This is a genomic window from Comamonas sp. MYb21 (assembly GCF_037479395.1).
GTDB lineage: Bacteria > Pseudomonadota > Gammaproteobacteria > Burkholderiales > Burkholderiaceae_C > Comamonas.
Window position 1 is genome coordinate 44,829 of the sequence record NZ_JBBGZC010000011.1, and the last position, 26,857, is coordinate 71,685.

Here is a 26,857-nt window from a genome sequence, read left to right on the forward strand (position 1 = left end):
CTGTTGCGCAAAGCCTCAACCCCAATGGTGGGGCAATCGTACCAGCCCAGGCAGCGGCTTGGGGTAGATAAAACGGAAGACGCTGTACTGGAACCATTGGTCGTAAACGGCCAGGCCCGAGCCATCGAACAGAAAAGCGCTGACCACATAGTCACCGCTGTGCAGCGGCAGATCGGGGAAAGTCAGCACCGATTGCCAGCTGCCGTCGGCCAATTGCACGGGCACAGCGCCTTCCTCGTGCGTCGCCAGGCAGGCAATGCCCACACCCTTGTTCTGCTCGATCATGAAGCCGATATTGGGCCGCTCGGCGCCATTGCCGCGTGCCTTGATGGTGACGACCAGATTCTGGCCTTGCAGCACCGGTGGATCGCCCGGGCCCAGGTTGGCAATATCGACCGACAGAATGCAGGCATTGCCAGCGTCTTCAGATGGGGGCAGGTCCGGTGGCTGCACGGCATACGGTGTGTCCAGCGGATCGGCAGGCTCGGTGGCGATCGCCGCTGCGGCCACATCGGCCAATGCACCGGGCGTTAAGCCTGCCGCATCATCGCCCCACTGCAGCTGGTCCTTTTCATCCCGCTTTTGGCGGGTGCGCACATCGTATGCCGCCAGCACCGCCTCGGTCTCGCCAAACATCTGCACCTGCCCCTGCTCCAGCCACAGTGCGGCGTCGCAGAGATGGCGGATATGGTAGGGGCTGTGCGAGCAAAAGAGGATGGTGCAGCCCTTTTGGCGAAAGTCCAGAATGCGCTCGATGCACTTCTTCTGAAAACTCTGGTCACCCACGGCCAGTGCCTCATCGACGATCAGCACATCGGGCTGCACGGCCGTCACCAGCGCAAAGGCCAGGCGCACATTCATACCCGAAGAATAGGTTTTCACCGGCCGGTCGATCGCGTCCTGCAGCTCGGAGAAGGCAATGATCTCGGACTCGAGCTTGCGCATCTCCTCCTGGCTGATGCCGATCAGGCTGCCGGCAAAATACAGGTTGTCGCGGCCGCTGAAATCAGGGTGAAAACCAGCGCCCAGCTCCAGAATCGCAGTAATGCGGCCCGAGCGCTCAATCGAGCCTGCGGACGGCTGCATGGTGCCGGCCAAGAGCTTGAGCAGCGAGCTTTTGCCAGCCCCGTTGTCGCCCACCACACCGATGCACTGGCCGCGTCCCAGGCTGAAGCTGACATCGCGCAGCGCCCAGTGGCTGCGGTGCATGGCGCGGCCGGTCAGCAGCGCCTTGACCCTCTGGCGCGGCGAATCATAGAGCTTGTATTCCTTGCCCAGGTTCTTGACCACCAGCACCGCGGCAGCCTCTTGCGTCTTTGCCATCTGCACGCCCGTCATAGCCAGTCCACCAGCTGGTCGCGGCTGCGCCGCACCAGCACATTCACCACCACGGCAAGCACTGCAATCCACACCGCGCTCACCACCCAGACCTGCAGCTCCGGCCACTGGCCTTGCAGCAGTGCCGACTGGTAGCCCATCACATAGGACGCCATCGGGTTCAACCACAGCAGCCAGCGCCAGCCCTGCGGAAACATCGTGATCGGAAACAGAATCGGTGTCAGGTAAATGCCCACCGACAACGCAAAGCCCACCAGCTGCACGGTGTCGCGCAGGGCGGCGGCAAAAATCGCCAGCGCATAGGACAGCAGCAAGGTCATCAGCAGTTGCATGGCCATCAGCGGCAGCAAGGCAAGCACCCCCCACTGCAGATGGTGCACGGGGATATAGCACAGCGCCAGCAGCAGCATCAAGGGGCCAAAGATCCAGGAGCTGGCCAGCACCGATCGCACCGGAAACAGCACCGGCGACAGCGGGTTCTTCTGCAAGATGGAGCCCGCCTCCAGCAAGCTACCCATGCCGCGCGAGACCGCATCACAAAACGCCATCCAGGGCAGCGCGCCCACAATTAGAAAGGTGCCCACTGCATGGCTGGATGCACCCTCTCCCAGCCGCATCGCAAACACGATGTCGAACACCAGGTAATAGGCTGCGACAGATAGCAGAGGCTGCAGATAGGGCCAGATGACGCCCAGCGCGGTGCCGGCATGGCGTGCCGCCACCTCGCGGCGCGTCATCACGCCGACCAAGGCGCGACTGGCGACCAACTCGCGGGCATTTTTTATCAGGGAATCCAGCATAAACAGGGGGCTTATCAATGGGCGTGCCAAGCCTAGCAGCATGGCATAAACAAGTCGAGGAGGCAGGGCCTCCTCTTTTGATGACTGTCCTAAGACAGGCGCTTATTTCTGTGCAGCAAACTTGGCAGACAAGGCTTCCAGGTTGGCCGGCTCGGTCTTTGTATTCTCATTGATATTTTCCACCTCTGCCCTGCGTGCCTTCTGGGACGCCTCCTGAAGGAATTGCTTTTCCAGTTGCGGCTTCACCTCTTCGAGCGACATGGTGCGCGCGGGCTTCTTCTCGATCAGCTTGATGATGTGGTAGCCGAACTGCGTCTTGATTACCGGGCTCAGCTCACCTGGCTTGTTCAGCGCAAACGCAGCGGCTTCGAATTCAGGGGCGGTTTGACCACGAGGGATAGGCCCCAGGTCACCGCCTTTGAGTGCGGAGTTGGAATCTGAAGAATTGTCCTTGGCCAGCTTGGCAAAGTCCGCGCCAGAAGCCGCCTCTTGGCGCAGCTTCTCGATCTGCTGCTTGGCCTTGGCTTCGTCCTTGTTGGCAATCAGGATGTGCGCGACATGCGCCTGCTCAGGGGCCTGGTATTTGTCCTTGTTGGCCTGGTAAGCCGCCTTGACTTGGGCATCCACCAGCTTCTGGTCAGGCAGGTGTTCTTTGTCAATTTTTGCCCAATAAGCATCGGACAGCACCTTGTCGCTGGCGATCCTTTCCGCTGCTGCGGTCTCAGGCTGCTTGTCCAGCTGGGCTTCCTTGGCACGCTGCGCCAGGACACGGCGAATATAGATGGCATCAGCCATCTGGGCCACGCTTTCCTTGCGCGCCAAGAAGGCCGCCCGCATTTCGGGAGGCAGTCGCTTGGCATCGCTCAGGATATCGCTCTCACGCACAGCCACGCCATTGCCTTCAATCAACACCGGATCTGCTGCTTGCGCCATCACGGCCGCACTGCTGGCAGCCAATACTGTCACTACGCCCAGGGAAGTCAACCAACTACGCATCTAGCATTCCTCAGCTCAAAAGATGCAGCATAGCAAAAGCTGCGCAAACCAGAGACCTGCTGAACCCCAGCGGAAAGCACGGGCATCCCGACAACAACGCGGAAAAAGAAAAAAGGACAGAGATTGCTCTCTGTCCTTTTATGGACTCACTAGAAATCTAGCTCCTAAGCCCCGAAGGGCTTATGAGAGATTACTTAGCGAAACGGTGAGGCCAGGTGATACCGTAGGTACCGCTGAAGCCGTTCGACAGGCCGCCGCTGTTGGACAGCTTGATGAAGGAGGAACCCACCACTGGCAGAGCGTTAGCGTAGCTGATAGCGCCCCAACCGTTTTGGTAGTCCACTTGCACGTTGGTGCGGCCAACAGTCGCACCCAGCACCGAGGTACCGGTGTCGTTAAACGACAGCACGTTCACTTCGCCGCAGAAGTCCAGACCCTTCAGGTTGCTAGGCGAGATCACAGCACCGTTCTTCTTGGATTGCTCTTCGCGATCCCAGAAGGTGTAGGAGCTGGTGGTCGCGCAGATCAGACCGCTAGCAGCCACGTAGGTGTTGGTCGAGGTGAACACTGGTTGGCTGTTAGCACCCAACACGCCGGCGTTGAACACGCGGTAGTCGGAGGCGGTCACGTCCTTGGTGTAGTCAGCGCCAACGCTGTAACGACGGGTAGGCATGGACAACACCCAGTCGGTCTTCGCGTTGATACCGGTGTCCAGAGCAAACTGGTTCGACACGCCGGTGTTAGCCACCGCTTGGGTCAGAGCCGAAGCTTGTGCTTCTGGGGTAGCCGTAGCAGCCAGGTAAGGCGTCGACAGGTCTGGGAAGTCGAAGTTCACAGCCTTGACGATGTTCTGTTGCAGCAGTGGGTCAGCGGTCAGGCTGGCCACGTTAGCAGCGGAAGCTGCGGTGTTCAGGCCGTCTTGTGGGAACAGCACGAAGTTACCGCGGCCATTGCCACCGGTAGCAGCGATAGCGGTAGCAGCACCGGAGAACGTGGTGGTTTGGTTCACGTTCAGGATGTACCAGTCAGCGGTCAGCTTGCCCGATGGGGTTTCGAAGCCCGAAGTCTTGGCGGCGGTCACGCTGGCAGCATCCAGAGGATTGATGTTCAGCGTTGCGTCCAGAACGGAGCTGGTGCAAGGCGCCACGCCATTGACGTGCTTGGTAGCCTTGTACACATCGGTGCTAGCACCGGTGATGTCAGCCATGTTCAGGATTTCGATGTAACCTTCCTTGGTCTGAGCAGCGGTAGCGTTAGGCATCAGACGATCGGTCACGAACTGAACTTGCTGACCACGGATGTCAGGCAGCGTGCAGCTCTTGTCGTTGGTCAGGAAGTACGAACCTTGTTCGTTGCCTTGCACCGAACCGGTCCACACGTCGCCAGGCGACAGGAACACGGTAAAGTCCAGAATATCGTCAGAGTTAGCAGCGCCGCGGAAACGAACCTTCAGAGCCTTGCCGTTGACGGTGTCGGTGTTCACAACGTGGAACACGGACATGTTGTCGTTTTGCGAGGTGAAGTATGGCACCACCAGGATGTGACCTGCACCGCCTTCGCTCTGAACCAGATCAGTAGCGGTAGGTGCCGTCATCGTCGTATTAGGGAACGTTTGGGCAGAGGCAGCGCCTGCAAAACCGCCAATCATGGCAGCAATGCTCAGTGCCAGAACATTTTTCTTCATAAACACACTCCAGTTAAAAAAAGTTAGTCAGCGCAACTACCACGATTGTTTACGCTAAGAAATAATAGCATAGCGCTCACGGGGTATGCAAAGCAAGCAGCCTGTTTTTTTTAGCAGCCTGTTGAGTATTTACAACAGCCAGCCGCATACAGATAAGCTTGCACGCATGCCTGTCAGCATCAAGGTACCTGGTAGAGATTCCACCGACCGTCTTCGAGCAACCAAGTTTGCGTCGAATACATGTCAATGGTACCCATTTTTCGGCCAGGAATCGGGGGATTGACCTTCAAATTCACACCAGCCTCGCACTTTTCGGGCTCGCAAGTCACCTTCTTCACCTCGGCACCTACCGCAAAGGTAGCCATGTAGTTCTTGGCAAAGCGCTTGTCATCGACCGCCATGCGGAAGGCCTCATTCATATAGCTGCGGGTTTTTTCCGCATCACCCTTGAGGCGTGCATCCCAATAGCCTTGGGCACGCTTGGCAACCGCTTGCTCAGGCGGGTCTGGCTGAAAGCTGGCACAAGCCACCAACGAGGCTGCGGCCCCCATTGCAAACAAAGCTTTCGCGGATTGAATCATCAAATTTGAAGTCATTTTTCAATATCTTTACAACATAGCTTATTACTGTGCCTGCACAGGCTGCACAGGGGCGACCTGCGACGCCGGACGCGTAGAGGCGTTCGAACGAATCAACAGATCATCGTCATTCAAGCCACGCAGGCGGTCACGCAGCTCTTCACTGACTTCGCGCACATCGACGTCGGTGCGTACCACTCGAGGCGTCATCACCAGCAGAAGTTCCGTCCGCTTGGAACTTCTGGTAGTGCTGCTGAAAGCTTTACCAATGATAGGAATGTCCTTCAGCAAAGGAATACCCGAGTTGGTATCTTCATTCTGATCTTTGATCAAGCCACCCATGACGATCGACTCACCAGAACGCACCGCCAGCTTGCTCGTCAGTTGGCGGTTGGAGAACTTGGTCTGTTGCGATGCGGCGTCAAGGCCCGCGCTATCGATGACGGACTGGTCGATCTGCAAACTGACCATATTGCCAGAATTGACCGAAGGCGTGACATTCAAAATCACACCCGTGTCTTTGAGCTGGTAGTTGTCCGACAAGTAGCTATTGGTGGTGATGTAGCTGCTGACCTTGACGGGGATCTGCTCGCCGACCGAGATGGTCGCGGGGTGGTTGTCCATCACCATCACAGATGGGCTGGACAGCATCTTCACCTGCCCCTGGCCCGCCACCGCACTCAAGCGGGCGGCGATATCACCACCGCTGTTGAATAGCGAATAGGTGAAATTGCCCGCTGCGGCAGCAATAGTGCCGGGAGTCGTGTTATTCAGAGTGCCAAGGCTGCCGGTGCCCGAGAAATTGCGCCCTCCGATGCCACTGTTACGGAACAACCACTCCACACCATATTGCAAGTTCTCATTGAGCGACACTTCGATGATGCTGGCCTCAATCAGCACCTGGATAGGCGCCACATCCAAACGCTTGAGCGAGGACTCGATCTTGCGGAACTGGGAGCCGGTGGACCAGACCAGGATGGTGTTGTTGAACTCATCAGCCACGACACGGATATCGCCAATGGCAGTCGCAGTGATGGTGGGGGTGCCGCCTTGCTGCTGGTTGTTGCCGCTGGTGCCCAAGCGGTTGGCATTGTTGTTGCCAAAGCCCGAGGAAAAGCCCGAACCGCTGCCAAAGCTGTTAAAGCCGCTGCCGATACGGTTGTTGTTGTTATTGTTGTTGACGCCATTGAGACCAGGCGCAACACCCGAGGTCATGTTGCCGCCAGCGCCCTGCTGGCCGCCAAAGATGCCATTGAGCACTTGGGCCAGATATTTGGCATTGCCGTTTTGCACGCGGTAGACATAGAGCTCGGGCTCGCTGCCGCCGTAACCTGGCACGTCGAGACGGCGAATCCAGCGCTCGGCTTCATCCAGATAGGAGGCACGCGGCGTGATCACCATCAGCGCATTGAGGCGCGGGATGGGCAGCACGCGCAACGCACCAAACAACGGGTTGGAGTCGCCCAACGAAGTCAGCAGCGCAGCTGCGGCGGCCGCATTGCCGCTCAGCTGGTTATTGCCTCCACTGGCAGCGGCGCCAGTCGCCTGGCCGGGGCGGCGTGCAGCGGCAGCGCTCGCAGAACCACCCGCAATGCCAGCAGTACCGCCTGTACCTTGTCCCTGGCCAGCCTGGCCACCACCGCCGTTAACCATTTGCAGCGCCGCACTGACTTCTTCAATCGATGCGTGCTTGAGCGGATAGATGCCCACCGACATGCCCTTGAGCAGGTCCACGTCAAAGGTCTTGACCATCTCCATCCAGCCTTCGGACTGGGTACGTGTGCCTTGCATGATCAGCACATTGCGCACGGTATCCACCTTGATGAGGGCCTCTGCCGGGATGATGGGCTTGAGGATATTGGACATCTCGGTGGCGCCAATGTACTGCAGCGGCACCACGATCACGCCATAACCCGGGGCCATGCTGCCGGGAGCACCGGCCATACGCACATTGCCCACCAGACTGCGCAGCACCTCGGGCTTGCCCACCTGGTAGGTACCACGGGCATCGCGCACCATCGCCAGACCGTTGGCCTGCAGCGCGGCCTCCAGCAGGAAGACTGCCTTGTCCGGGTCGATCGGCTTCGGGGTCGTCAAGGTCACCGTGCCTTGCAGCGGCGGGTGCATCACATAGTCGATCTTGAGGATATCGCCCAGCACGGTACGCACCACTTCGGCCACTGGCGCTTCCTCAAAGCGGAAGCTGACCGGCGCACCGCCGGCAATGGGGGTCGACTTGTCGATATTGAGCAACTTGTCGGTACCGCGCACGACACGAGGCTCGGTGGATTCCTCCTCATCATCCCCCCCCATCTTGGGGCTGATCATGATGTTAGGCGCTTGCAGTACCGGCGGCTGAGCACCTGTTTGCGCCACAGGCGGGGCCGACGACTGCGGTGCAGCGGTTTGCGCATGGAGCGGCAGCAGCATGCCCATCTGGCCCAGTGCGACCACCAGTGCAGTCTTGAAAAATACGGGAGACTTCATGGTTCTAACCCTAGGATCTATTTATATATAGGGATTGCCGCGCTCAAGGGCGCTGGGCAGCGGTAGAGCCGCCGATACTTGCGCGGCGACGAGGTGGTTGGCCATCGGCACCCATCGGTGGCTGCCCCATCTGGGCAGGCAGGACTCTGGCAGGCACATTGGTCTCGGTCGCAGGGCCATAACCCTGCTGCAGCTTGCCCTTTTGCAAGGCAATTTCCTTGGTCACGCCAGCACGGGTGAAATACACCCGGTTATCCGCGACCGAGCTCAAGGTCCAGCCATCGAGCAAGCCCTGCAGCGGCAGGGATTTGTCCTTGCCCTGGAACTTGATGATGATGCCGCCGGTCTTGCCGTCCGCACTGACATAGACGCCACTGAGCACCGCATCGGCCAGGTAGTCCGGCGGTGGTGGTGGTGGTTCAGCGGCCGCCACCGGTGGTGGGGGTGGCGGGCGCCGGGTGGGAGAGAACAAGGGACGATCGAGCATCGCCAGAAACTGGCTATGGTCCATCGCCTGTGCCTTGCCCAGGCGAGGGACGATATCGTCCAGGTTGGATTTCTGCCCTCGGGGCATGGTCCAATGGGAATTTTTCAAGCCACCGCTGGGGCTGAGCCACATCCAGACCAATACCAGGGCCAGCACCATATTGGCGGCCATCAAAATGACACCTGTATAGCGCTTCATGGACGCTCCCTCAATACGCTCAAGGTCATCTGGAGAGTCAGCCGAGGCGCCATCTTCTCATTCATCACCTGCAGGGTTCCCTGGTTTCTGACCTCCACATCGGCCAGCAGCATCACTGGCAGCTGCTCGTTCAGCACGGCCAGCGCGCTATCTACCGCCAGTAAGTCCCCTTCGGCGCGTACCGACAGCGGAATGCGGTCAAAACCCTTTTCTTCCTTGGCCGGCAGCACCTGGCTGCTGACCACCGTCAACCCTGCCGTGGTCAACAGGCTGCGCACCTTCTGCTGCACGGCATTGCCGGTCTGCGCCACATCCTGGCTGGCGGGGTAAATATACTCAGCACGGATCTGCAAGGCACGTTCGAGCGACTGGTCAATCTCCTCGCGCTGCAGATCAAGGCCACGCAGCCGTGCAAAACGGGGCTCCAGCTCCGACAGGCGCGCCTGCGCCCACATATGTTTGCTGACAACATAGCTGCCAAGACCGATCAAGGGCAGCAGCACCAGCAGAGCAGTGGCCACCAGAATCAGCAGCTCTTTACGATTGGGGCGGGTAGCGATCATGGCTTCTTCCCTCCGGCGTCAGAGGGAGGGGTAACAGAACCACCCAGCGTGGCCCGGGGCGCGCTCCCCCCCAAAGTGGCCTTGGATGGTGGACGCGGTGTGGCTTGGCCGGGTGCTGCTGCAGGCGCAGCGGCATTTGCGGGCGCAGTGCTGGCTGGAGTAACAGCGTTCGATGACGCGGGCGCTGGCCCTGGTGGCGGCGGTGCAGCAGGCATTGCGCCAGGCGTCCCCAGCGGCGTGCCTGCACCAGCATCCGCCGTAGAGGCGCTGGCCGTCTCCTCCACCTGAGGCTTGGCAGCAGCCTCTACCTCCAACACCGTCTTGGGACCAAAGACCTTGGCATCCAGCCCCAACTCGATGGTAAAGCTCTCTTTATTACCGCCACCCATGCGCGTGGCAGCGCTGGGCGCGCGCACGTCCTTGACGCCATCTTGGTTGCTCAGCTTTTGCATCAAGGCCGAGGCATTCTCGGTCAAACCAGAGATCGTCACCTTGCTGCCCTGGATACGCGCCGATTGCAGCGCCGTATCATCGGGCAGCACATTCGTCAGCATGCTGAGCACCTGGACCCCATCAATGCGTTCGCCCAGCAACTCCGACAGACCCGCGACCTTGTCGGCACTTTGCATCAAGGTCTCACGCTTGGCCACCACGTCCTTGGTCTTGGCGGCCATGCCTTCATAGGCATGCACTGCCTCAATTGCGCGCAGCCGCAGCTGCGCCGTAGGGGTGGCAGCAATCGCAGCGCACAGCAGCAAGGCGAGTGCCACGCCACCCACATTCCACCACAGCCGCTTGCGGCCCCAGGCATAACGGGCGTGTTCGCCAAAGCCCTGGAACACCACGGGGGTGCGCTCCGGAGCAAACACCCATACCTCGGGCTGCTCCAAGGATTCGGCCTTGGTCTGCCCTTTGAGCGTTTGCAGGTGCAACTGCTCCGCGACCCGGGCCTGCAAATAGGGCTCGGTCTGGGTCCTGGATGCTAGCACCACCAGCAATTTGACCGCCTTGCTGCTGCGGCTCAGTTCGGTGTAACCCCAGAGCAGGTCGTCTGCGGCAAAGGGGCTGATCGCCTGCACTTCCAGTTCGGCAGCGCTGGCGCAATCCTGGGGGTCCAAGGCTGGCAGGGCCACCGTCTTGCGCAGCACCATGTGCTCGGGCAGCTCCACCGCCCAAAACCCAGGCTCCCGCCCGGCCTTGGCCACCGGCTGGCCGCTCTCCCACACCACGCTGGGCGCGCCTTCGGCAGGCACCAGGCGCAGCATCTGCTCGGGCCGCAACCATGACAGCGGCGGCCACTGCGGCGCCCTGCGCCATGTCTTGAAAACATCGGCCTTGAGCTGGTTCAGATCCAGCCCAAAAAAGCGCGATTCAGTTGAAATTGCCATAAGGGTTCTTTGCTTCGATCAGGATGCTGGCTGCAGCATCTGGCGCGCCTCAAACGTGTACCAGGGCAGACCGTCCCGCGTTCTGGCCCCAAAGTACACACTGCGATCTACGAGAAAAATACGTCCATCGGCCATCGGCACCTGGGCGGTTATCCGGTAACGGCGTTGCGCCCCGCCGGGTCGCGCCAGGTTGGCGTCCAGGCCCGTGGTATCCAGGCCTGTCTGGCCGGATCCGCGCGATGCGGCAATGCGGGCTGCAATACCCTCGTCGCCATTGGCCAGCACCCGCAGAACTTGCGGGGGGGCTGCCAGCGGATTGACCGTGGCGCCTCCCGAGCCGGTGGTTGACGCGGTGATCAAGGGCGCGAGTCTAGCATAGAGGTCGTAATCGATTCCGGGCACCTGCATCAGGTCTTCTATCGCCTCAAAACGCTCAGGGCGGCGGCCATCGAGCGATGCGCGTTCACGGCGATCAAGGATCGCCACGGCGAGCTCCTGGGCTGCAGATTCGGGCAGTCCGCCACCAACGCTCATCAGGGCCGTCAACAGCGGCAGCGATGCGCCATTGATATTGATCAGGCCATTGAGCGGCATGACACTGACCGCCACCTGCGCGCCCTGGTAGTTGACCGAGGTTTCGGTGGTTTCCTGCAAGATCGTGCGGTCGGCCGACAGCTGCTGCAACACCATGACCACAGCCGCATCGCCCACCGCCTGCGCGGTCACCTTGTCCTTGGCAACCCCCACCATCTTGGCTTCCTGGCGCACCACACCGCTGACGCCCGTGACCATCAGGCTCAGTGCCGCAACCAGCCAAAGCACGGCGATCAGGGCCATCCCCTGCTGGGAGGATGCCGTGGCCGTGCGGCGTTGAATCTGTATGCGCATCATCCGTTCGAGCCTCCCAGGCTCGCGCCGCCGCCGCCTCCTCGGGGATCGCCCGCGGGCATCACGCGCAACTGCACCACCACCGGCGCCAGCACCATCGACTCGGTGGACATCACCACCTGCACCGCCTGCGGCAGCCGGTCCACCGCGCCCCAGTCACTGCCCCATTGCGGCGGGTCAATGGCCCCGTCCAGGTACTGGAAAGACAGGCCTGTTGCATGCTGCAGCAACGGATAGGTCTGTGCCCCGCCCCAGTCGGGCAGGGTCTGCTGGTCGATCCAGGGCAGGTAGCTCAGCATGACGGCAGGCGCGCCGTCGTAGCTGCCCATCGCTAGCCGGAAATGGTAGCGGCCACCGACGCCGTAACGTGCAGGCATCACCCCCACCCAGGTCATCGACTGGCCTGCGCCTTCAAAGAAAAACACCGAGGGCGTGGCACTGAGCATGCCTTGCTGCTGCAGCCCCTGCACCCGTTTGGCGGAGATGCGGCCCAGTACGGCGCGCAAGAAATCGGTGCTCGCGCGCGACTCATCCATGCGCTCGAGCCGGTTGTCGATGCTGGTCTCCGTCCGGCCCATGGTGCCCATGGCGCCGGCCAAACCCAGCACGATCAGCGACAGCAAGGACATGGCCACCAGCATCTCCACCAGCGTAAAGCCGGCGGCCTGGCGGCGCTGGCCATGCAGGCTGCGCACAAAAAAATGCGGGTGAACGCGGCTCATCCTGGTGGCACCACATTCTCTGCCGGGTCGGGTGGCCGGCGCTGCGCACGCAAGGTCGTGAGCTCAAATACGCGCGCGCGCTCGCCCTCGGCCCAGTGCACGCTGATGTGCACCTCATGCAACACGGGGATGTTCGGGCTCTCGTCCACGCCGGTCTTAAACGGCGCGCTTTGCACGCTCCACTGGTAGCCATTGCTCTGGCCTGATTCGTTCCAGCCGCTTTCGTAGACCGAGTCGCGCGAGTCCATGATGGACTGCGCCAGTTGCACCGCGTATTGGTAGCGATCGAGATCACCGACGCTGCGCGCATTGCTGCCCGTGGCGCGGTAGATCATGCCCAGCGAGATCGCCATGATGGACAGTGCCACCAAAATCTCCAGCAAGGTCATGCCTTGCTGCTGGCGCGGCCGCAGGGACAGAGACGACAGCGCCCTCATTGGAACAAGGGCTCCTGGGTGACGCGGCCTGAGAGCCAGTCCACCCGCAGGCGCGTGCCAGCGCCGTTTTTGCGCAGAATCTCCACGCTGCCGCCGGTGGAGCCCCCCGAGGCCAGGAACACGATCGAGGCCGAGCTGTTGGGCACAAACTCGCGGTCTGCGACCGTGGTGCGCAGATCGACGGTCTCGGGAATCTCCTTTTCCGCGCCCGCATAGCCATAGTGCCTGGTCTGCAGGTCCACGGTAAAGCGCACCGGCTCGCCTTGCGAGACGGCGGTATAGCGGGCCGAGCGCAGCTGGCTGATCATCGTGCGCACGGTATCGCGGTACTGCACCCCGTCCTTCAGCCGGTCATAGGCGACCGGCGCCATCGCCACCACCAGGGCCATGATGGCGAACACCACCATCAGCTCGATCAAGGTAAAGCCTTGATGGGCTGCTGGGCGCTGCGTAGCACGGGGGTGTCGGCGCAGCCATGGCAAGGCAGTCGGCACGGGGATTCCTGGTCAGACCGGAAAAATGGCAGGCGCCGGTTTACTGCGCGTTGCGCACATCGGCGGCTTCGCCTTCGCCCCCGGGCTGGCCATCAGCGCCCAGCGACAGGATGTCGACCCGGCCACCGTTGTAGCTGTAACGGTAGGGGTTGTTCCAAGGGTCATTGGGCACGCCACCCGACAGATAAGGGCCGTTCCAGCCGCGCACATTGCCCGGCTGCTTGGCCAACGCGTCCAGACCTTCTTCGGTGGTCGGGTAGCGGCCGGTATCGAGCTTGAAAATATCCAGCGCCTTTTGCAAGTCGGCAATCTGCACGCCGGCGGTCTTGGATTTGGCGCCGCCCAATTGGCTCAGCACCTTGGGGCCCACCAGGCCCGCCAGCAAGGTCAGGATGGCCAGCACCACCAGCAGTTCGATCAGCGTAAAACCACGGCTCTTGCGTGGCGTCTTTTGGGTGAAAAAGGCCTTCATGGCGGGCTCTCCTTGCAGTATTAAAAATTAAGCAGCCAGATCGTTGACGGACAGAATGCCCATCAAGATAGACACAATGATGGAAGCAATCATGATGCCCAGCACCAGGATCAGCACCGGCTCGATCATGGTCAGGGCGCGTTTGATGCCGGTTTCCACCTCACGGTTCAAAATATTCGACAGCTCCAGCATCATCGAGCCCAGGCGGCCGGTCTCTTCACCGACGCGCACCAGGTTCACGGCCAGCGGCTCGAACACCGTCGTGGTGTTCATCGCCTGCACCATCTTGCCGCCCTCTTTGACGATGGGCGGAATCTTCGCCAGCTCGGCCTGGATCAGGCGGTTGCTGACCGTATCGGTCGCGATATGCAGCGCGGTGAGCAAGGGCACGCCGTTGCCCAGCAAGGTGCCCAGCGAGCGCGAATACAGGGTCAGCTGGTACTTGAGCGCCAGGCGCCCCAGAATTGGCATGCGCAGCAACACGCCCTGCCACCACAACCGGCCCTTGGGCGAACGCAGCCAGCTGCGCATCACATAGACCACGGCGGCGCCACCCAGCAATACCACCCAACCGTTCTTGCGGAACACCTGGCCGATGGTCATCACGATCTTGGTGGGCGTGGGCAGTGCATCGCCCATGTCGGTGAACAGTTTCTCGAACTGCGGCACCACAAAGCCCAGCATCGCGATCAGCGACAGAATCGCCACGGCCACGAGGATCATCGGGTAGATGGTGGCCGAGACCACGCTTTCCTTGAGCGCGCGCTGGCGCTCCAGATGCTCCACCAGGCGCTGCAGCACGGCCGACATCTGGCCGCTGGCCTCGCCCGAGCGCACCATGTTGATGTAGAAATCGCCAAACAGCTCCTGGTGCACCATCAGCGCCTTGGACAGCGGCACCCCGCCCTTGACCGCTTCGAGCACGCCGGTCAGCAGCTCGCGCATGCTGTCCTTGAAGGCCATGTCGATCAGCACGCGCAGCGCGTTATCCAGCGCCAGGCCGGCCTTGAGCATGATCGACAGCTCCGAGGTCATCGCCAGCACATCGGCGGCCTTGGCCGGGCCCTTTTGCGACTTGGGCGCCTTGGCCTTGCCAATGGCGCTGGCAGCGGCCGGCTTGGCCCCGGTGGCCTTGGCGCCTGCCGGCATCAGTGCGGCAGCATCCACCGCATCGACAATGCGCACCGGCGTGAGCTTTTGCGCGCGCAGGTGCTTTTGCACCGCAGCGGCGTTGGGCGCTTGGAAAGTGCCGCGAACCTGCTCGCCCGCGGCATTGATCGCATGCCAGGCAAAATCAGCCATCGATCTGGTCCTGGGTGACGCGGGCGACTTCGTCCAACGTGGTCATGCCGGCGGCCACCTTGCGCAGGCCGTCCTCGTGCAGGCTCAGCATGCCGGACTTGGCCGCCAGGTTGAACAGCTCGTTCGAGTCCTTGCCCGCATTGATCGCATTGCGCATCGGCTCGTCGAGCACAAACAGCTCGTGGATGCCGGTACGGCCCTTGTAGCCGGTCTGGCGGCAGGCATTGCAGCCCACAGCGCGGTAAATCACCTGGCCTACTTCGCTAAAGCGCGCCAGGCCGGAGCGCTTGCGCACCTCTTCGCCCGGCTCGTAGGCCTCTTTGCAATTGCCGCACAAGGTACGCACCAGGCGCTGGGCCAGCACCCCATTGACCGAGGAGGTGATCAGGTAGCTCTCCACCCCCATGTCCTGCATACGGGTGATGGCACCGGCGGCGGTGTTGGTGTGCAAGGTCGACAGCACCAAGTGACCCGTCAGCGCCGACTGCACCGCGATCTGCGCGGTTTCGCCATCACGCATTTCACCGATCATGATGATGTCCGGGTCTTGCCGCAGGATGGAGCGCAGCGCATTGGCAAAGGTCAGGTTGATCTGGGCATGCACCTGGATCTGGTTGATCCCTTCGAGCTGGTACTCGACCGGGTCTTCGACGGTGATGATCTTGTTCTCTAGCGCATCAATCTTGGACAGCGCTGCATACAAGGTCGTGGTCTTGCCCGAGCCCGTGGGCCCCGTCACCAGCAAAATGCCGTGCGGGCGGCCCAGCAGGTCGTTGAACTTGGACAGCGTGTCCTTGGCAAAGCCCATGGTTTCGAGCTGCAGCCGCACGCTGGCGCGGTCCAGCACCCGCATCACGATGCTCTCGCCATGCACGGTGGGCACGGTCGAGACACGCAGGTCGAGCTCGCGGCCCTTGACGCGGGTCTTGATGCGGCCGTCCTGCGGCAGGCGGCGCTCGGCAATGTCCAGATGCGCCATCAGCTTGACGCGCGAGCCCACAGCCGCCGACAGGCGCGGCGGCACCAGCTCACCGGGGTGGATCACACCATCGACCCGGTAGCGCACATGCAGCCCATCGTCAAAAGGCTCCAGGTGGATATCGGAGGCGCGCAGATCGGTCACCTTGCCGATGATGCTGTTGACCAGGCGAATCACGGGTGCCTCGCTCGCCAGGTCCTTCAGATGCTCGACAAAGTCGCCCACATCGGAGCCATCGCCAAACATGTCATCGCCGTCGTCTTCTTCGGCTTCGGGCTCGGGCTCCTGCAGCGCCTTTTCAATATCAGCCTGCAGTGCCAGGTGCGGGCGAATCTGCAGCCCGGTCGACATCTGCAGCGCCTTGATGACAAACGGGTCCTGGGGCGAGGCCATCGCCACATCCAGCACGCCATCCTGCAGTTGCAAGGGGAAGACATGCTGCGAATGCTGGAACTCGGGCATCAGGCCCGGCACGCTGATCGCCTCGGCGGGGAAATCGGTGCCCAGGGTGAAAGGAATCTGCAGCTGGGTCGCCAGCGTATGCATCAGATCCAGCTCGGAGACCAGGCCCAGCTGCACCAGCACCTGGCCGATGAGGCTGCCCATCTCCTGCTGGGCCTGCAGCGCACGCTCCAGATCGCGTGGCGACAGCTTGCCCGCCTGCACCAGCATCTCGCCCAGCAAGGGGCGGCGCCCGGGCTCTGTGGCCAGGGCTGCATCGCTGAAATCGTCAATGGTGCTGGTGCTCATGCGTCTATGGTCTCAAAAGCCTATGACAGGCGTGGTATTCATCCCCTTAGCCTATAGGGCACCCAGTGTAGGCGCCAGGCATGGGAGACAAATGGGAGGAAAAGCAAACTCAGGCAAAAACATCGGCCTCGGCAAAGGCCTTGCCCTGCTGGTCCTTGGCCGACAGCTGCGGCTCCAGGCCGTTCAACTGCCAGTCGATCGACAACTGTGCATCATTCCAGATAATGCAGCGCTCGTGGGCCGGCGCGTAGTAGTCCGTTGTTTTGTAGAGGAACTCTGCCGTCTCGCTGAACACGACAAAGCCATGGGCAAAGCCCGGTGGCACCCACAGCTGGCGTTGGTTGTCCTCGCTCAGCTCGACGGCCACCCATTGGCCAAAGCTGGGCGAGCTTTTGCGGATGTCAACGGCCACATCCAGCACCCGGCCCTGCACCACCCGCACCAGCTTGCCCTGGGCCTGCTCCAGCTGGTAGTGCAGACCGCGCAGCACACCCCGGCTGCTCTTGCTGTGGTTGTCCTGCACAAAGTCATAGTGCTGGCCCACCGCCGCATCAAAGGCTTTTTGGTTGAAGCTCTCAAAGAAAAAGCCGCGCGTGTCGCCAAATACCTTGGGCTCGATGATCTTGACGTCGGGCAGCGCCGTGTCGATGGCTTGCATGCCTTTACTCCTTGGGCTCCTGCAGCAGGCGCTGCAGGTACTGTCCGTAACCGTTCTTGGCCAAGGGCTTGGCCAGCGCGGCCAGTTGCGCATCGCCGATATAGCCGCTGCGCCAGGCAATCTCTTCCGGGCAGGCAATCTTCAGGCCCTGGCGGCTTTCCAGCGTGGCGATGAACTGGCCGGCATCCAGCAGGCTGTCATGCGTGCCGGTATCGAGCCAGGCATAGCCCCGGCCCATGATTTCCACGCTCAGCTGACCTTTTTCCAGGTACAGGCGGTTCAGATCGGTGATCTCCAGCTCGCCGCGCGGCGATGGCTGGAGGCTCTTGGCCAGCTCCACCACCTGGCTGTCGTAGAAATACAGGCCGGTCACCGCATAGTTGCTCTTGGGCTTGGCTGGCTTTTCTTCCAGCGACAGCACCTTGCCCTGCTTGTCAAAGTCGGCCACGCCATAGCGCTCGGGGTCGGTCACATGGTAGGCAAAGACGCTGGAACCCGTATCGCGCTGCATCGCGCTGGCCAGCAGCTTGTGGAAATCATGGCCATAGAAGATGTTGTCGCCCAGCACCAGCGCGCTTGGCGCACCGGCCAGAAAGCTCTCACCAATCAAAAAGGCCTGTGCCAAGCCATCGGGGCTGGGTTGCACCGCGTATTCCAAGTGGATGCCCCACTGGCTGCCATCACCCAGCAACTGCTCAAAGCGCGGCGTGTCCTGCGGCGTGCTGATGATCAGGATCTCCTTGATGCCCGCCAGCATCAAGGTGGTCAGCGGGTAATAGATCATCGGCTTGTCGTACACCGGCAGCAGCTGCTTGCTGACCGCCAAGGTGGCCGGGTGCAGGCGGGTGCCGGAGCCGCCCGCCAAGATGATGCCTTTGCGTGCTTGGACTGTCATTTTCAGAGAATCTCCTGCAGCATGCGCTGCACGCCGGTTTGCCAGTCAGGCAAATCCAGCGCAAAGCACTGCTGCAATTTGTGGGTGTTCAAACGGGAATTGTGGGGGCGGCGCGCTGGCGTCGGGAAGGCCGAAGTGTCGACCGCCTGTACCTCCTGCGCCGTCAGATTCAGCGCCGGGTTGATCTTGCGCGCCGTCTCCAGCACAAAGCGGGCATAGCGGTTCCAGGTGGTCTCGCCACCGGCCACCAGGTGGTAGATACCGCTCAGGTCGTCCCCCGAAGCCATCGCCGTGCGCAGCGCATGGGCCGTCACATCGGCGATCAGGTCGGCACCGGTGGGCGCCCCCCACTGGTCGTCGATGACGGCCAGCTTGTCGCGCTCCTGCGCCAGGCGCAGCATGGTCTTGGCGAAGTTGCCGCCCCGCGCGGCATAGACCCAGCTGGTGCGAAAAATCAAATGCTTGGCACCGCTGGCCGCAATCTGCCGCTCACCGTCGAGCTTGGTCTGGCCATAGACCGACAGCGGGCCGGTGGCCTGGTCCTCTTGCCAGGGTTGGTCGCCACCGCCATCGAAGACATAGTCGGTGCTGTAATGCACCAGCCAGGCGCCCAGCGCCTGGGCCTCGCGTGCCAGCACGCCCACGGCGTCGGCATTGATCGTGCGGGCGGCCTCGGGCTCGCTCTCGGCCTTGTCCACCGCGGTGTAGGCTGCGGCATTGACAATCACATCGGGCGCCAGCGCACGCACGGTTTCGGCCAGCGCCTCGGGGCGCAGCAGGTCGCCGCACAGCGGGGTGCTGGCGCGGTCCAGTGCAACCACTTCGCCCAGCGGCAGCAGGCTGCGCTGCAGCTCCCAGCCGACCTGGCCGTTCTTGCCCAACAACAGTATTTTCATCGCATCGTCCTGTCAGGCAGCCCCGGCATGCAGATGCCAAGCCCGCCTCGCTAGCGCCCTCAGGCGTACTGCTTGTTGACCCAGTCCTTATAGTCACCCGACTGCACCTGGGCCACCCAATCCTGGTGCTCCAGGTACCACTGCACGGTCTTGCGGATACCGCTGTCAAAGGTTTCTGCCGGCTTCCAGCCGAGCTCCTTCTCCAGCTTGCGCGCATCGATCGCATAGCGGCGGTCATGGCCGGGGCGGTCCTTCACATAGCTGATCTGCTCGGCATAAGAGCGGCCATCGGCACGCGGGCGCTGCGCGTCAAGCAGGCTGCAGACATGCTGGACGATCTCGATATTGGGCATCTCGTTCCAGCCGCCCACGTTGTAGGTCTCGCCCAGACGGCCCGCCTCCAGCACACGGCGGATGGCGCTGCAGTGGTCCTTGACGTAGAGCCAGTCGCGGATCTGCATGCCGTCGCCATACACCGGCAGGTTCTTGCCCGCCAGCGCGTTGACGATCATCAGCGGGATCAGCTTCTCGGGGAAGTGGTAGGGGCCGTAGTTGTTCGAGCAGTTGGTGGTCAGCACCGGCAGGCCATAGGTGTGGAACCAGGCGCGCACCAGGTGGTCGCTCGCTGCCTTGCTTGCGCTGTAGGGGCTGTTGGGCTCGAAGTTATGGGTTTCGGTAAAGGCCGGATCGTCCTTTTCCAGGCTGCCGTAGACCTCATCGGTCGATACATGCAGAAAACGGAAACCGCCCTTGCGCTCGCCTTCCAAACCGCTCCAGTAGGCGCGGGCGGCTTCCAAGAGGCGCAAGGTACCGACCACATTGGTCTGGATAAAGTCCTCGGGGCCGTGGATCGAGCGGTCCACATGGCTTTCGGCGGCAAAGTGCACGATGGCGCGCGGCTGGTGCTCGGCCAGCAGGCGGTCGAGCAGCGCGCGGTCGCCGATATCGCCGTGCACAAAATGGTGGCGGCTGTCGCCCTGCAGGCTTTCTAGGTTGTGCAGATTGCCCGCGTAGGTCAACTTGTCGAGATTGACCACCGGTTCATCCGAACCCGCCAGCCAGTCCAACACAAAATTCGAGCCGATAAAGCCGGCGCCTCCGGTGACGAGAATCATGGTCAGTACAGGTAGTTCAACAAATAACCGTCCATTATCGCATTGCCCTTCGGCTGCACTGCCCTGGCTCGGCCAATCCAGGGGCTATCGCTGTAACCGCATGTGGGCGGGGCTCAGCCCTTGGCGCCAAAGCGGCTGTGGGCGATATGCAGCAAGCCGTCAAAAATCAGGTTTTCGACCAGCTCGAAGGGCCGCGTCATGCTGGGCATCATCTTCCAGCCGGCGCCGCCGGTCATCACGCAGGCAGGCTCCTGGCCGCAGTGGGCCATCACATGCTGCACCATACGCTCGACCGCACCGGCGATTGCATAGGTGCCGCCGCTGGTCAGTGCATCGCTGGTGTTGGTGGGAAATGGCCGCACCTCGCCGGTCGGCACATGCAGGCCGGCCGTGCCCGACTCCAGCGCCTTGAGCATGATGCCGTGGCCCGGCAGTATCAGCCCGCCCAGAAACTTGCCATCGGCATCGATGGCCTCGACGGTCACCGCCGTGCCCACCATGACCACCACCACCGGGCGCTGGCGCCCCTGGGCCAGCACATGGTGCCAGGCGCCCACCATCGCCACCCAGCGGTCCGTGCCCAGGCGGCTGGGGTGGTCATAGCCATTGGTCAGGCCCGCCTCCGCATTGGACGACACCACCCAGTTGGGCGCCAGGTCCCAGATGTCCATCTGCGTCTGCACGCGGCGGCGCACCACGTCGCCGGCCACCACGCAGCCGAGCATGTACTGCGGTTCAGGCAGCTCGGCCCAGCTGCCCTCGGCCAGGCGTTCGATATTGTCCAAAAACTCCACGCCATGGGCCAGCACGGCGGCGCCCGGTTGTGCTGCGTCATACATCGCCCACTTGAGGCGCGTGTTCCCTACGTCGATGGCCAGAAAATGCATGGGCGGCATTATCGGCCTTTTTGGCCGCCCGCCTTGTTGCACGTGCAACATCCCGGGGGCCGCGCGTCTTCCTGGCGCCACTGTGAATTTTTTTCAAGCGACCCCGTCTGACTTCATGGCGTTCACAAATAGCTATATATTGGACAGTTCCTGTAACCAACCCTCTAGGAGTCACCATGGGACTGTTCAGCTTTATCAAGGAAGCCGGTGAGAAATTGTTCGGCGGCAAGGAAGCGGCTGCCGCAACCGCAGCACAAGACCTGAACGCGACAGCGGGCGCTGCCATCGAAAAATACATTGGCACCCAGAACCTGGGCGTGTCCGATGTGAAGGTGGCCTTTGATGCCGGCAAAGTCACGGTAACCGGTGTGGCTCCCACCCAGTCGGCAAAGGAAAAAGTCACGCTGTGCTGCGGCAATGTCTCGAGCGTCAGCGATGTGGACAACCAGATGACCGTGACCAACCCCGAGCCAGAAGCCAAGTACTACGATGTGGTCTCGGGTGACACGCTGTCGGCCATCTCCAAGAAGATGTATGGCGATGCCAACAAGTACATGGTGATTTTCGACGCCAACAAGCCCATGCTGAGCGACCCCAACAAGATCTACCCCGGCCAGAAGCTGCGCATTCCTGCGCTGTAATCCAGCCCAGCAGCTTGGATAAAAAATCCCGCAGACGGCCCTGGCCGCTGCGGGATTTTTTTTGTCCAGGTGTGCTGGTTAACGGGCCTGCGTCTGCTTGAAGCGCTCGACCAGCTGGCGCAGGTCCTGCTCGGCCTTGTAGATAACCGCCAGGTACTCGTGGTTGTTGATGCCCCAGAGCGAGGAGTCCATGTCGGTGGTGTGGGCCACCAAGAACGGCAAGGTGGTGACCACCCGCATCTGGGCACGGCCCTGCAGGTAGCTGTCAATGGTGTTGGTGTGCGGGTCGCGGATGGAAGAGTTCCACTCGGACAGCGCTTCGAGCGCCGGCCGGGCGTAGATGTTGTGCACCATGCTGGTCATGCGGTCCAGCACCACAAAGGTCTCGCCGTCCTGCTCCTGCACCTCCAGCACCTGGGTGCCCGGGTGGATCTTGGCGATCAGACCGGCAAAGATATCCCACTGGCCGTCATGGGCGGCCAGCCAGCCATCGACGCGGGCGCGGCGCTGGGCATAGTCGGGCGGCATCTCAACGTCGTCTTCCATGATCTCCAGCTGCGTCGCGCCGGTCTGCAAGGCCTTGCGTGCCAGGTACTGGTAGCTCATCGCGCAGCCCAGCCAGCCGGGGCTGAAGCGCACGCCATCGAACACCGCCACCTCGGACTGCAGGCCCGGCAAGGTCTGCTCGATGAAATGGGCGCGGCGGCGCACGGTCTCGGGCATGCTCAGCACCATGCAACTGCCAGGCAGCGGCTGCTGCACCGTCAGCGCCTCCCACTGCGCCGCATCGATGCGGCCCAGCGCATAAAGCGCGCGCAGCACCATGAATTCAAACTGCTGGCCGCTGCGGGCCACCTCGTGCGCCAACCCTTGCTGCAGCTGTGCAGGCGCCTGCGCTTGCTGCTGCAGCATCTCCTGCACGGCCTGCACCATCGCCTGGGCGTCGCCCACCGGCGTCACCCGCAGCGCGGGGTTGTCCAGCAAGGCCGCATGCTGGTGGATATCGGCACTGCTCTCGGTCACCACAGGCGTGCCCAGGCTCAGGCATTCGTACACCCGGGTGGTCTCGAGCAAGGCGCCTTCGTAGTAGTGGATATTGACAACCACCCGCGCCTGGCGCACGGCCTGGCGCAAGGCATCACCAAACAGGTTGCCCTCGATGCGCACCGAGAACTGGCGCTGCAAGGCCTGCAGCATCTCCTGGCGGCGCGGCGCATTCACATCGCCGTAGAACAGCACATCGCAGTTCGGCTCGGCAGGCGGCAATGCGGGCTCGCCGCAGTCCTGCAGCAGCTGCGAATACGCGGCCACGCCGCCAATGGGCACCAGGAAAGTGTGGGGATAGCGGATGCCCTTGGTCTCCAAAAAGGCCAGGTTGGCTGGCGCATAGTCCCAGGCGGACAGCGAGTTTTCCAAAATCGCCAGGTAGTCATCGGTGAACCAGCGCGGGCTGACGCTTTGCTCCATCTGGAAGACGATGCGCTTCTCACCGGGCGGCAGCTGCTTGAACATCTGCGGGCAGACCACGATGTACATGTCCAGGCCAAAGCCCTCGGCGGGCACATCCTGCAGCAGGCTCACCTCAAAGCCCGCCTTGCGCAGCACCTGGGCCAGCGCATGGGCGACAAACTGCGTGTGCGCCGTGGCCAAAATGCCGTAATGCCGGTTGCTGCCCGGCAGCAGGGCCACCGCCGGCATAGGCGCGCCCCGGGCCTGGCGCATCTTGCGGCGCAGCGCATGGCGCAGCCGGCGCAGGCCTGCGGGCTCATAGGGCGCCAGCTTTTGCTTGAGCCGGAAGACCACGCGCTTTCCTTTGCGCAGCAAATCAGTGATCTGCCACATCGGCGAGAGCTTGCGCGCCAGCGCCTGCATCTGCTGGGCCTGCTGCTCGATCTGCCACTGCTTTTGCGACGCTTCCTGCTGCAAGGCCGCCAGCTGGATGTCCTGCTGCGCGATGTGCTGCTGCTGCTGCTGCTGGCGACTCTCCCATTGAGCAGTCAGCCATTGGGTCTGGGTCTGGGCCTGCTCCAGCGCATTCTGGCTTTGCTGGGCCTGGGCCTGGGTGCCCTCCAGATGGCCCCGCAGCTGCTCGCGCTCCAGCTCCAGGCTGCGGATATCTGCATCGAGCTTTTCGATCCAGCTGTGGCGCTGCTGGCCGGCCGCCTCCAAGGACTGTATCTGCTGGCGCTGGTCACCCAGCGCATGCTGCAGCGCAATCATCTCGGCCTTGGCCTCCAGGCGCGCGCCCAGCGTCGCAAACACGCGGCAGACCTCACGTTGAAAGGCCGCATCACTGCGATCACAGAGGCGGCGCAGCAATGCAGGCTGCTGCGCGCCCACCAGCAGCACGCCCAGGCCATTGCTGTGCGGAAAATGCAGGCTGGGGTAGCGCGCCTCCAGTTCCGCCCAGAGCTGGTGCACGCCAAAGTCATCGCGGTGCACATTGCTGTCATGGAACAGCACCACAGCGCGCTCGCTCAGCTTGGGCAGCCAGGTCTCGAAATCATGGCGCACCGCCTCGTAGGTGTGCAGGCCATCGATATGCAGCACATCCACGCTGCCGTCGGCAAAACTCGGCAAGGCCTCGTCAAAACGCATGCGCATCAGGGTCGAGAACTGGGTGTAGTGCGGGTCATGGGCCTGGCGCAGGCTGGCCAAAATGCCCTCGCCGTAGGCGCCGGCATGGGCATCGCCCTCCCAGGTGTCGACCGCATAGGTGCGCGTCAGCAAGCCCTGCTCCGCAATCGCCTGGCAAAAAGCCAGGTAGGAGATGCCCGAATATGCGCCCAGCTCGACCAGGCTGCGCGGCTGCGCCACCGCCATCAGCCAGGCGGCAAACGGAATATGCCCGGCCCAGGGCGCAGGATGGGTCAGATGGTAGGGCTCCATCAACGCGGCGGGCAGCAACCAGCCATCGCTGGCGCGCGCTTGCCCCGGGAGGTCTGTCATACGGTTCATGGGGAAGAGGTTTCCTGTTGCGCCTGGCCGGCCTGCAGCACGATGGACCGCATCGGAATGCCCAGCAGTCCGGTGGCCATGTTCGTGGACTCGGACTTGAAGTGCAGCGCATCCTGGATCCAGTGCTGCTGCACATGGTCGTGCTGCGAGCCATCAGCGAGTGCGACGTCGATCGCGTAATTGCCCACCGGCATGCGGGGCATGTCAAAACTGAACTCGGCCTGCAGAACCTGGCCGCCGGCGCAGGCCACGGGCTGGCCCAGGTAGCTCAAATAGCTGTTGTCACCAAAAACGGCCTGGCCGGTGCGGTCCTTGACCACAAAGCCGACGATGGGCGACTGCAGAGGCTGGTGGCACTGGGCCTGGATGCGCAGGACCACCGGCTCGCCCCCGACCACCCAGTGCAAGGGGCGCTGCTGCGTGTCCATCAGCCAGGCGCCGGTAATGCGCGCCCCACCCAGGCCAAACGAAGGCGCCTCGGGGTTGAAGCGAAACACCTCGATATCGTTGCGCAGCGGCTCGGCGCGGAAGAAATCGCGCCGCTGGTCATGCCAGGGCAGGCCGGCATCGAACACCGGCGCCGCCGGCGCCGCAGCGGCCGGCCCACTGCCCTGCTCGGCCTCATAGCAGGCCTGCATGTAGCGGTCGCAGACCTCCTTGGTCGGGCCAATCTGCATCACCTGGCCCTTGTCGATCCAGACCACGCGGTCGCACAGGCTCTTGATGGCGGCCGTATCGTGGCTGACAAAGAGCAAGGTGCCGCGCTCCATGAAGCTGCGCAAAAAGCGCATGCACTTCTGGGTGAACACCGCATCGCCCACGGCCAGCGCCTCGTCAACTACCAGGATATCGGCGTCCACATGGGCAATCACCGCAAAGGCCAGCCGCACATACATGCCGCTCGAATAGGTCTTGACCGGCTGGTCGATGAACTCGCCAATATCGGCAAAGGCGGCAATCGAGTCAAAGCGCTCGGCGATCTGCGCATCGCTCAGCCCGAGCAGCGCCGCATTCATCGCCACATTGTCCCGGCCCGAGAACTCGGGGTTGAAGCCTGCACCCAGCTCCAGCAGGGCCGCGATGCGCCCATGGGTGGTGACCGCGCCGCAGCTGGGCGCCAAGGTGCCGCAGACCATCTGCAAGAACGTGGACTTGCCCGAGCCATTGCGGCCAATGATGCCAATGGTCTCGCCCCTGGCCACCTGCAGGTCCAGCCCGCGCAGCGCCCAGAACTCGCGGTGGTAGGGTTTGGGCTCGCGCCCCATGAGGCGCGAGAGGCGCGGCATCACAAACTGCTTTAGGCGGTCACCGGGCGCGTCATAGATATGGAAGCACTTGCCCAGGCCCTGCACTTCCAGTGCCAGAGATTCAGAGGACATCGGCAAATCCCTTGCGCGTCTTCTGGAACCAGGCAAAGCCCAGCCAGGCGACCAGGCTGCAGGCCAGCATGCTGATCGCCCAGCCGCTCCAGTCCGGCATGCGGCCCCAGATCAGCACGGCGCGCGTCTGTTCAATGAAAAAAGTCAGCGGATTGAGCCACATCGCGGTCTGAAAGCTCGCAGGCAGCGCATGCACGGGAAAGAAAATCGGCGAGATAAACATCAGCATCGTCGTCATTACCCCGGTGATCTGCTTGAGATCGCGGGCAAACACGCCCAGCGACGCAAAAAACCAGCCCACGCCGACACTGAGCAAGACCAAAGGCGCCCAGACCAGCGGCAGCAGCACGGCCGTCAGCGGGATCTTGCCGTTCAGCACCAACAGCGCCACGAGCAGCACCACCAGACTGGCCAGCGCCTGGAACAGCGCCGAGCACACGGCCACCACCACCAAAATCTCCAGCGGAAACACCACGCGCTTGACGTAGTTCACATTGGCCAGTACCAGGTGCGGGGCGCGGTTCAGCACATCGGAGAACAGGCCGTAGACGATCAGGCCGGCAAACAGCACCATCGCAAACTGGGTCTTGGACTCGGGTCCCTCGCCCCAGCGTGCCTTGAACACCACCGAGAACACAAAGGTGTAGATGACCAGCATGCACAGCGGTATCAGCACCGCCCACAGCCACCCGCCGAGTGATCCCTTGAAGCGCTCACTCACTTCCCGGCGCGTCATCTTGACCACCAGCGGCCAGTGCGCACGCACGCTACCCACCAACGCGCGCGCAGAGGCAGCGCTGCCTACACCGACAGTCAATGTGAGACTCCATCCATCATGAGGCGGCCAAGTTTACAGGCTCGGCGC

The 26,857-nt window shown here is 62.3% G+C and carries 25 protein-coding genes; 1 reads left to right on the top strand and 24 read right to left on the bottom strand.

Going from position 1 to position 26,857, the window contains the following annotated elements:
* Positions 1 to 15 precede the first annotated feature (15 nt).
* The 21 genes from WH367_RS17035 to WH367_RS17135 all read right to left on the bottom strand — a co-directional run bounded on the left by WH367_RS17035 (position 16) and on the right by WH367_RS17135 (position 21,014).
* Positions 16 to 1,323 (bottom strand): ABC transporter ATP-binding protein, encoded by a 1,308-nt coding sequence (locus WH367_RS17035; RefSeq protein ID WP_339537005.1) that lies wholly within the window; start codon positions 1,321 to 1,323, stop codon positions 16 to 18.
* A gap of 11 nt (positions 1,324 to 1,334) precedes the next feature.
* Positions 1,335 to 2,138 carry an ABC transporter permease gene (locus WH367_RS17040; protein WP_339537006.1) on the bottom strand — a complete coding sequence of 268 codons (804 nt, stop codon included), beginning with the start codon at positions 2,136 to 2,138 and terminating at the stop codon, positions 1,335 to 1,337.
* Between the two features lie 102 nt (positions 2,139 to 2,240).
* Positions 2,241 to 2,933 carry a peptidylprolyl isomerase gene (locus WH367_RS17045; protein ID WP_339537007.1) on the bottom strand — a complete coding sequence of 231 codons (693 nt, stop codon included), beginning with the start codon at positions 2,931 to 2,933 and terminating at the stop codon, positions 2,241 to 2,243.
* A gap of 391 nt (positions 2,934 to 3,324) precedes the next feature.
* Positions 3,325 to 4,818, bottom strand: a complete 1,494-nt coding sequence (locus WH367_RS17050) for a cell surface protein (RefSeq protein ID WP_339537008.1) — start codon at positions 4,816 to 4,818, stop codon at positions 3,325 to 3,327.
* Positions 4,819 to 4,997: 179 nt separating this feature from the next.
* Entirely contained in the window at positions 4,998 to 5,414 is a 417-nt protein-coding gene (locus WH367_RS17055; RefSeq protein WP_339537009.1) for a hypothetical protein, read from the bottom strand.
* A 27-nt stretch (positions 5,415 to 5,441) separates the two neighbouring features.
* Entirely contained in the window at positions 5,442 to 7,883 is a 2,442-nt protein-coding gene (gspD, locus tag WH367_RS17060) for a type II secretion system secretin GspD (RefSeq protein WP_339537010.1), read from the bottom strand.
* 43 nt (positions 7,884 to 7,926) lie between these two features.
* Positions 7,927 to 8,568 (bottom strand): hypothetical protein, encoded by a 642-nt coding sequence (locus WH367_RS17065; RefSeq protein ID WP_021028966.1) that lies wholly within the window; start codon positions 8,566 to 8,568, stop codon positions 7,927 to 7,929.
* Positions 8,565 to 9,131, bottom strand: coding sequence for a type II secretion system protein GspM (gspM, locus tag WH367_RS17070; RefSeq protein WP_021028967.1), 567 nt, complete (start codon positions 9,129 to 9,131; stop codon positions 8,565 to 8,567). The genes WH367_RS17065 and gspM overlap by 4 nt, the downstream gene beginning before the upstream one ends.
* The gene (locus tag WH367_RS17075) at positions 9,128 to 10,519 is read right to left on the bottom strand and encodes a PilN domain-containing protein (protein ID WP_021028968.1); all 1,392 of its coding nucleotides are present in this window, start codon (positions 10,517 to 10,519) and stop codon (positions 9,128 to 9,130) included. Before WH367_RS17075 ends, gspM begins: the two co-directional genes overlap by 4 nt.
* 18 nt (positions 10,520 to 10,537) lie before the next feature.
* On the bottom strand, positions 10,538 to 11,407 hold the full coding sequence (locus tag WH367_RS17080; protein ID WP_339537011.1) for a type II secretion system minor pseudopilin: 870 nt from the start codon (positions 11,405 to 11,407) through the stop codon (positions 10,538 to 10,540).
* Positions 11,407 to 12,129, bottom strand: coding sequence for a prepilin-type N-terminal cleavage/methylation domain-containing protein (locus WH367_RS17085; RefSeq protein WP_339537012.1), 723 nt, complete (start codon positions 12,127 to 12,129; stop codon positions 11,407 to 11,409). Before WH367_RS17085 ends, WH367_RS17080 begins: the two co-directional genes overlap by 1 nt.
* A complete protein-coding gene (locus tag WH367_RS17090; RefSeq protein ID WP_021028971.1) occupies positions 12,126 to 12,566 on the bottom strand; it encodes a type IV pilus modification PilV family protein in 441 nt (146 codons plus the stop codon). The genes WH367_RS17085 and WH367_RS17090 overlap by 4 nt, the downstream gene beginning before the upstream one ends.
* Complete coding sequence (locus WH367_RS17095; RefSeq protein WP_312986317.1) at positions 12,563 to 13,060, bottom strand: GspH/FimT family pseudopilin; 498 nt, start codon at positions 13,058 to 13,060, stop codon at positions 12,563 to 12,565. The genes WH367_RS17090 and WH367_RS17095 overlap by 4 nt, the downstream gene beginning before the upstream one ends.
* A gap of 40 nt (positions 13,061 to 13,100) precedes the next feature.
* Positions 13,101 to 13,532 carry a type II secretion system major pseudopilin GspG gene (gene gspG / locus WH367_RS17100; RefSeq protein WP_021028973.1) on the bottom strand — a complete coding sequence of 144 codons (432 nt, stop codon included), beginning with the start codon at positions 13,530 to 13,532 and terminating at the stop codon, positions 13,101 to 13,103.
* A 27-nt stretch (positions 13,533 to 13,559) separates the two neighbouring features.
* Positions 13,560 to 14,834 carry a type II secretion system F family protein gene (locus WH367_RS17105; RefSeq protein WP_339537013.1) on the bottom strand — a complete coding sequence of 425 codons (1,275 nt, stop codon included), beginning with the start codon at positions 14,832 to 14,834 and terminating at the stop codon, positions 13,560 to 13,562.
* Positions 14,827 to 16,563 (bottom strand): type II secretion system ATPase GspE, encoded by a 1,737-nt coding sequence (gspE, locus tag WH367_RS17110; protein ID WP_021028975.1) that lies wholly within the window; start codon positions 16,561 to 16,563, stop codon positions 14,827 to 14,829. Before gspE ends, WH367_RS17105 begins: the two co-directional genes overlap by 8 nt.
* A 109-nt stretch (positions 16,564 to 16,672) precedes the next feature.
* The gene (gene rfbC / locus WH367_RS17115; RefSeq protein WP_021028976.1) at positions 16,673 to 17,221 is read right to left on the bottom strand and encodes a dTDP-4-dehydrorhamnose 3,5-epimerase; all 549 of its coding nucleotides are present in this window, start codon (positions 17,219 to 17,221) and stop codon (positions 16,673 to 16,675) included.
* Between the two features lie 4 nt (positions 17,222 to 17,225).
* Positions 17,226 to 18,116: a glucose-1-phosphate thymidylyltransferase RfbA gene (gene rfbA / locus WH367_RS17120; protein WP_339537014.1), complete on the bottom strand. Its 891-nt coding sequence runs from the start codon at positions 18,114 to 18,116 to the stop codon at positions 17,226 to 17,228.
* Positions 18,117 to 18,118: 2 nt separating this feature from the next.
* Complete coding sequence (gene rfbD / locus WH367_RS17125) at positions 18,119 to 19,012, bottom strand: dTDP-4-dehydrorhamnose reductase (protein WP_339537015.1); 894 nt, start codon at positions 19,010 to 19,012, stop codon at positions 18,119 to 18,121.
* A 59-nt stretch (positions 19,013 to 19,071) separates the two neighbouring features.
* On the bottom strand, positions 19,072 to 20,127 hold the full coding sequence (gene rfbB, locus WH367_RS17130) for a dTDP-glucose 4,6-dehydratase (protein ID WP_339537016.1): 1,056 nt from the start codon (positions 20,125 to 20,127) through the stop codon (positions 19,072 to 19,074).
* Positions 20,128 to 20,240: 113 nt separating this feature from the next.
* On the bottom strand, positions 20,241 to 21,014 hold the full coding sequence (locus WH367_RS17135) for a type III pantothenate kinase (protein ID WP_027011401.1): 774 nt from the start codon (positions 21,012 to 21,014) through the stop codon (positions 20,241 to 20,243).
* 176 nt (positions 21,015 to 21,190) lie between these two features.
* Here WH367_RS17135 and lysM point away from each other — a divergent pair, with 176 nt between their 5' ends.
* Positions 21,191 to 21,655: a peptidoglycan-binding protein LysM gene (gene lysM / locus WH367_RS17140; RefSeq protein ID WP_021028981.1), complete on the top strand. Its 465-nt coding sequence runs from the start codon at positions 21,191 to 21,193 to the stop codon at positions 21,653 to 21,655.
* A gap of 78 nt (positions 21,656 to 21,733) precedes the next feature.
* Here lysM and WH367_RS17145 read toward each other — a convergent pair whose 3' ends face one another.
* From WH367_RS17145 to WH367_RS17155, 3 genes are read right to left on the bottom strand one after another with little or no spacing between them, the layout of a single operon-like run.
* Positions 21,734 to 24,613, bottom strand: a complete 2,880-nt coding sequence (locus tag WH367_RS17145) for a class I SAM-dependent methyltransferase (RefSeq protein WP_339537017.1) — start codon at positions 24,611 to 24,613, stop codon at positions 21,734 to 21,736.
* Complete coding sequence (locus WH367_RS17150; RefSeq protein WP_021028983.1) at positions 24,610 to 25,992, bottom strand: ABC transporter ATP-binding protein; 1,383 nt, start codon at positions 25,990 to 25,992, stop codon at positions 24,610 to 24,612. Before WH367_RS17150 ends, WH367_RS17145 begins: the two co-directional genes overlap by 4 nt.
* Positions 25,982 to 26,809 carry an ABC transporter permease gene (locus WH367_RS17155; protein ID WP_027011402.1) on the bottom strand — a complete coding sequence of 276 codons (828 nt, stop codon included), beginning with the start codon at positions 26,807 to 26,809 and terminating at the stop codon, positions 25,982 to 25,984. Before WH367_RS17155 ends, WH367_RS17150 begins: the two co-directional genes overlap by 11 nt.
* Between the last annotated feature and the right edge of the window lie 48 nt (positions 26,810 to 26,857).

Coding starts and splice junctions, on each gene's coding strand:
- WH367_RS17135 (WP_027011401.1), bottom strand. CDS start 21,014: ATGCATTTTCTGGCCATCGACGTAGGGAACACGCGCCTCAAGTGGGCG.
- WH367_RS17050 (WP_339537008.1), bottom strand. CDS start 4,818: ATGAAGAAAAATGTTCTGGCACTGAGCATTGCTGCCATGATTGGCGGT.
- WH367_RS17090 (WP_021028971.1), bottom strand. CDS start 12,566: ATGAGGGCGCTGTCGTCTCTGTCCCTGCGGCCGCGCCAGCAGCAAGGC.
- WH367_RS17145 (WP_339537017.1), bottom strand. CDS start 24,613: ATGAACCGTATGACAGACCTCCCGGGGCAAGCGCGCGCCAGCGATGGC.
- rfbC (WP_021028976.1), bottom strand. CDS start 17,221: ATGCAAGCCATCGACACGGCGCTGCCCGACGTCAAGATCATCGAGCCC.
- gspE (WP_021028975.1), bottom strand. CDS start 16,563: ATGAGCACCAGCACCATTGACGATTTCAGCGATGCAGCCCTGGCCACA.
- WH367_RS17035 (WP_339537005.1), bottom strand. CDS start 1,323: ATGGCAAAGACGCAAGAGGCTGCCGCGGTGCTGGTGGTCAAGAACCTG.
- WH367_RS17065 (WP_021028966.1), bottom strand. CDS start 8,568: ATGAAGCGCTATACAGGTGTCATTTTGATGGCCGCCAATATGGTGCTG.
- WH367_RS17080 (WP_339537011.1), bottom strand. CDS start 11,407: ATGCGCATACAGATTCAACGCCGCACGGCCACGGCATCCTCCCAGCAG.
- WH367_RS17085 (WP_339537012.1), bottom strand. CDS start 12,129: ATGAGCCGCGTTCACCCGCATTTTTTTGTGCGCAGCCTGCATGGCCAG.
- lysM (WP_021028981.1), top strand. CDS start 21,191: ATGGGACTGTTCAGCTTTATCAAGGAAGCCGGTGAGAAATTGTTCGGC.
- WH367_RS17105 (WP_339537013.1), bottom strand. CDS start 14,834: ATGGCTGATTTTGCCTGGCATGCGATCAATGCCGCGGGCGAGCAGGTT.
- WH367_RS17045 (WP_339537007.1), bottom strand. CDS start 2,933: ATGGCTGATGCCATCTATATTCGCCGTGTCCTGGCGCAGCGTGCCAAG.
- WH367_RS17040 (WP_339537006.1), bottom strand. CDS start 2,138: ATGCTGGATTCCCTGATAAAAAATGCCCGCGAGTTGGTCGCCAGTCGC.
- rfbB (WP_339537016.1), bottom strand. CDS start 20,127: ATGATTCTCGTCACCGGAGGCGCCGGCTTTATCGGCTCGAATTTTGTG.
- WH367_RS17150 (WP_021028983.1), bottom strand. CDS start 25,992: ATGTCCTCTGAATCTCTGGCACTGGAAGTGCAGGGCCTGGGCAAGTGC.
- WH367_RS17055 (WP_339537009.1), bottom strand. CDS start 5,414: ATGACTTCAAATTTGATGATTCAATCCGCGAAAGCTTTGTTTGCAATG.
- rfbA (WP_339537014.1), bottom strand. CDS start 18,116: ATGACAGTCCAAGCACGCAAAGGCATCATCTTGGCGGGCGGCTCCGGC.
- gspM (WP_021028967.1), bottom strand. CDS start 9,131: ATGATCGCTACCCGCCCCAATCGTAAAGAGCTGCTGATTCTGGTGGCC.
- rfbD (WP_339537015.1), bottom strand. CDS start 19,012: ATGAAAATACTGTTGTTGGGCAAGAACGGCCAGGTCGGCTGGGAGCTG.
- WH367_RS17075 (WP_021028968.1), bottom strand. CDS start 10,519: ATGGCAATTTCAACTGAATCGCGCTTTTTTGGGCTGGATCTGAACCAG.
- gspD (WP_339537010.1), bottom strand. CDS start 7,883: ATGAAGTCTCCCGTATTTTTCAAGACTGCACTGGTGGTCGCACTGGGC.
- gspG (WP_021028973.1), bottom strand. CDS start 13,532: ATGAAGGCCTTTTTCACCCAAAAGACGCCACGCAAGAGCCGTGGTTTT.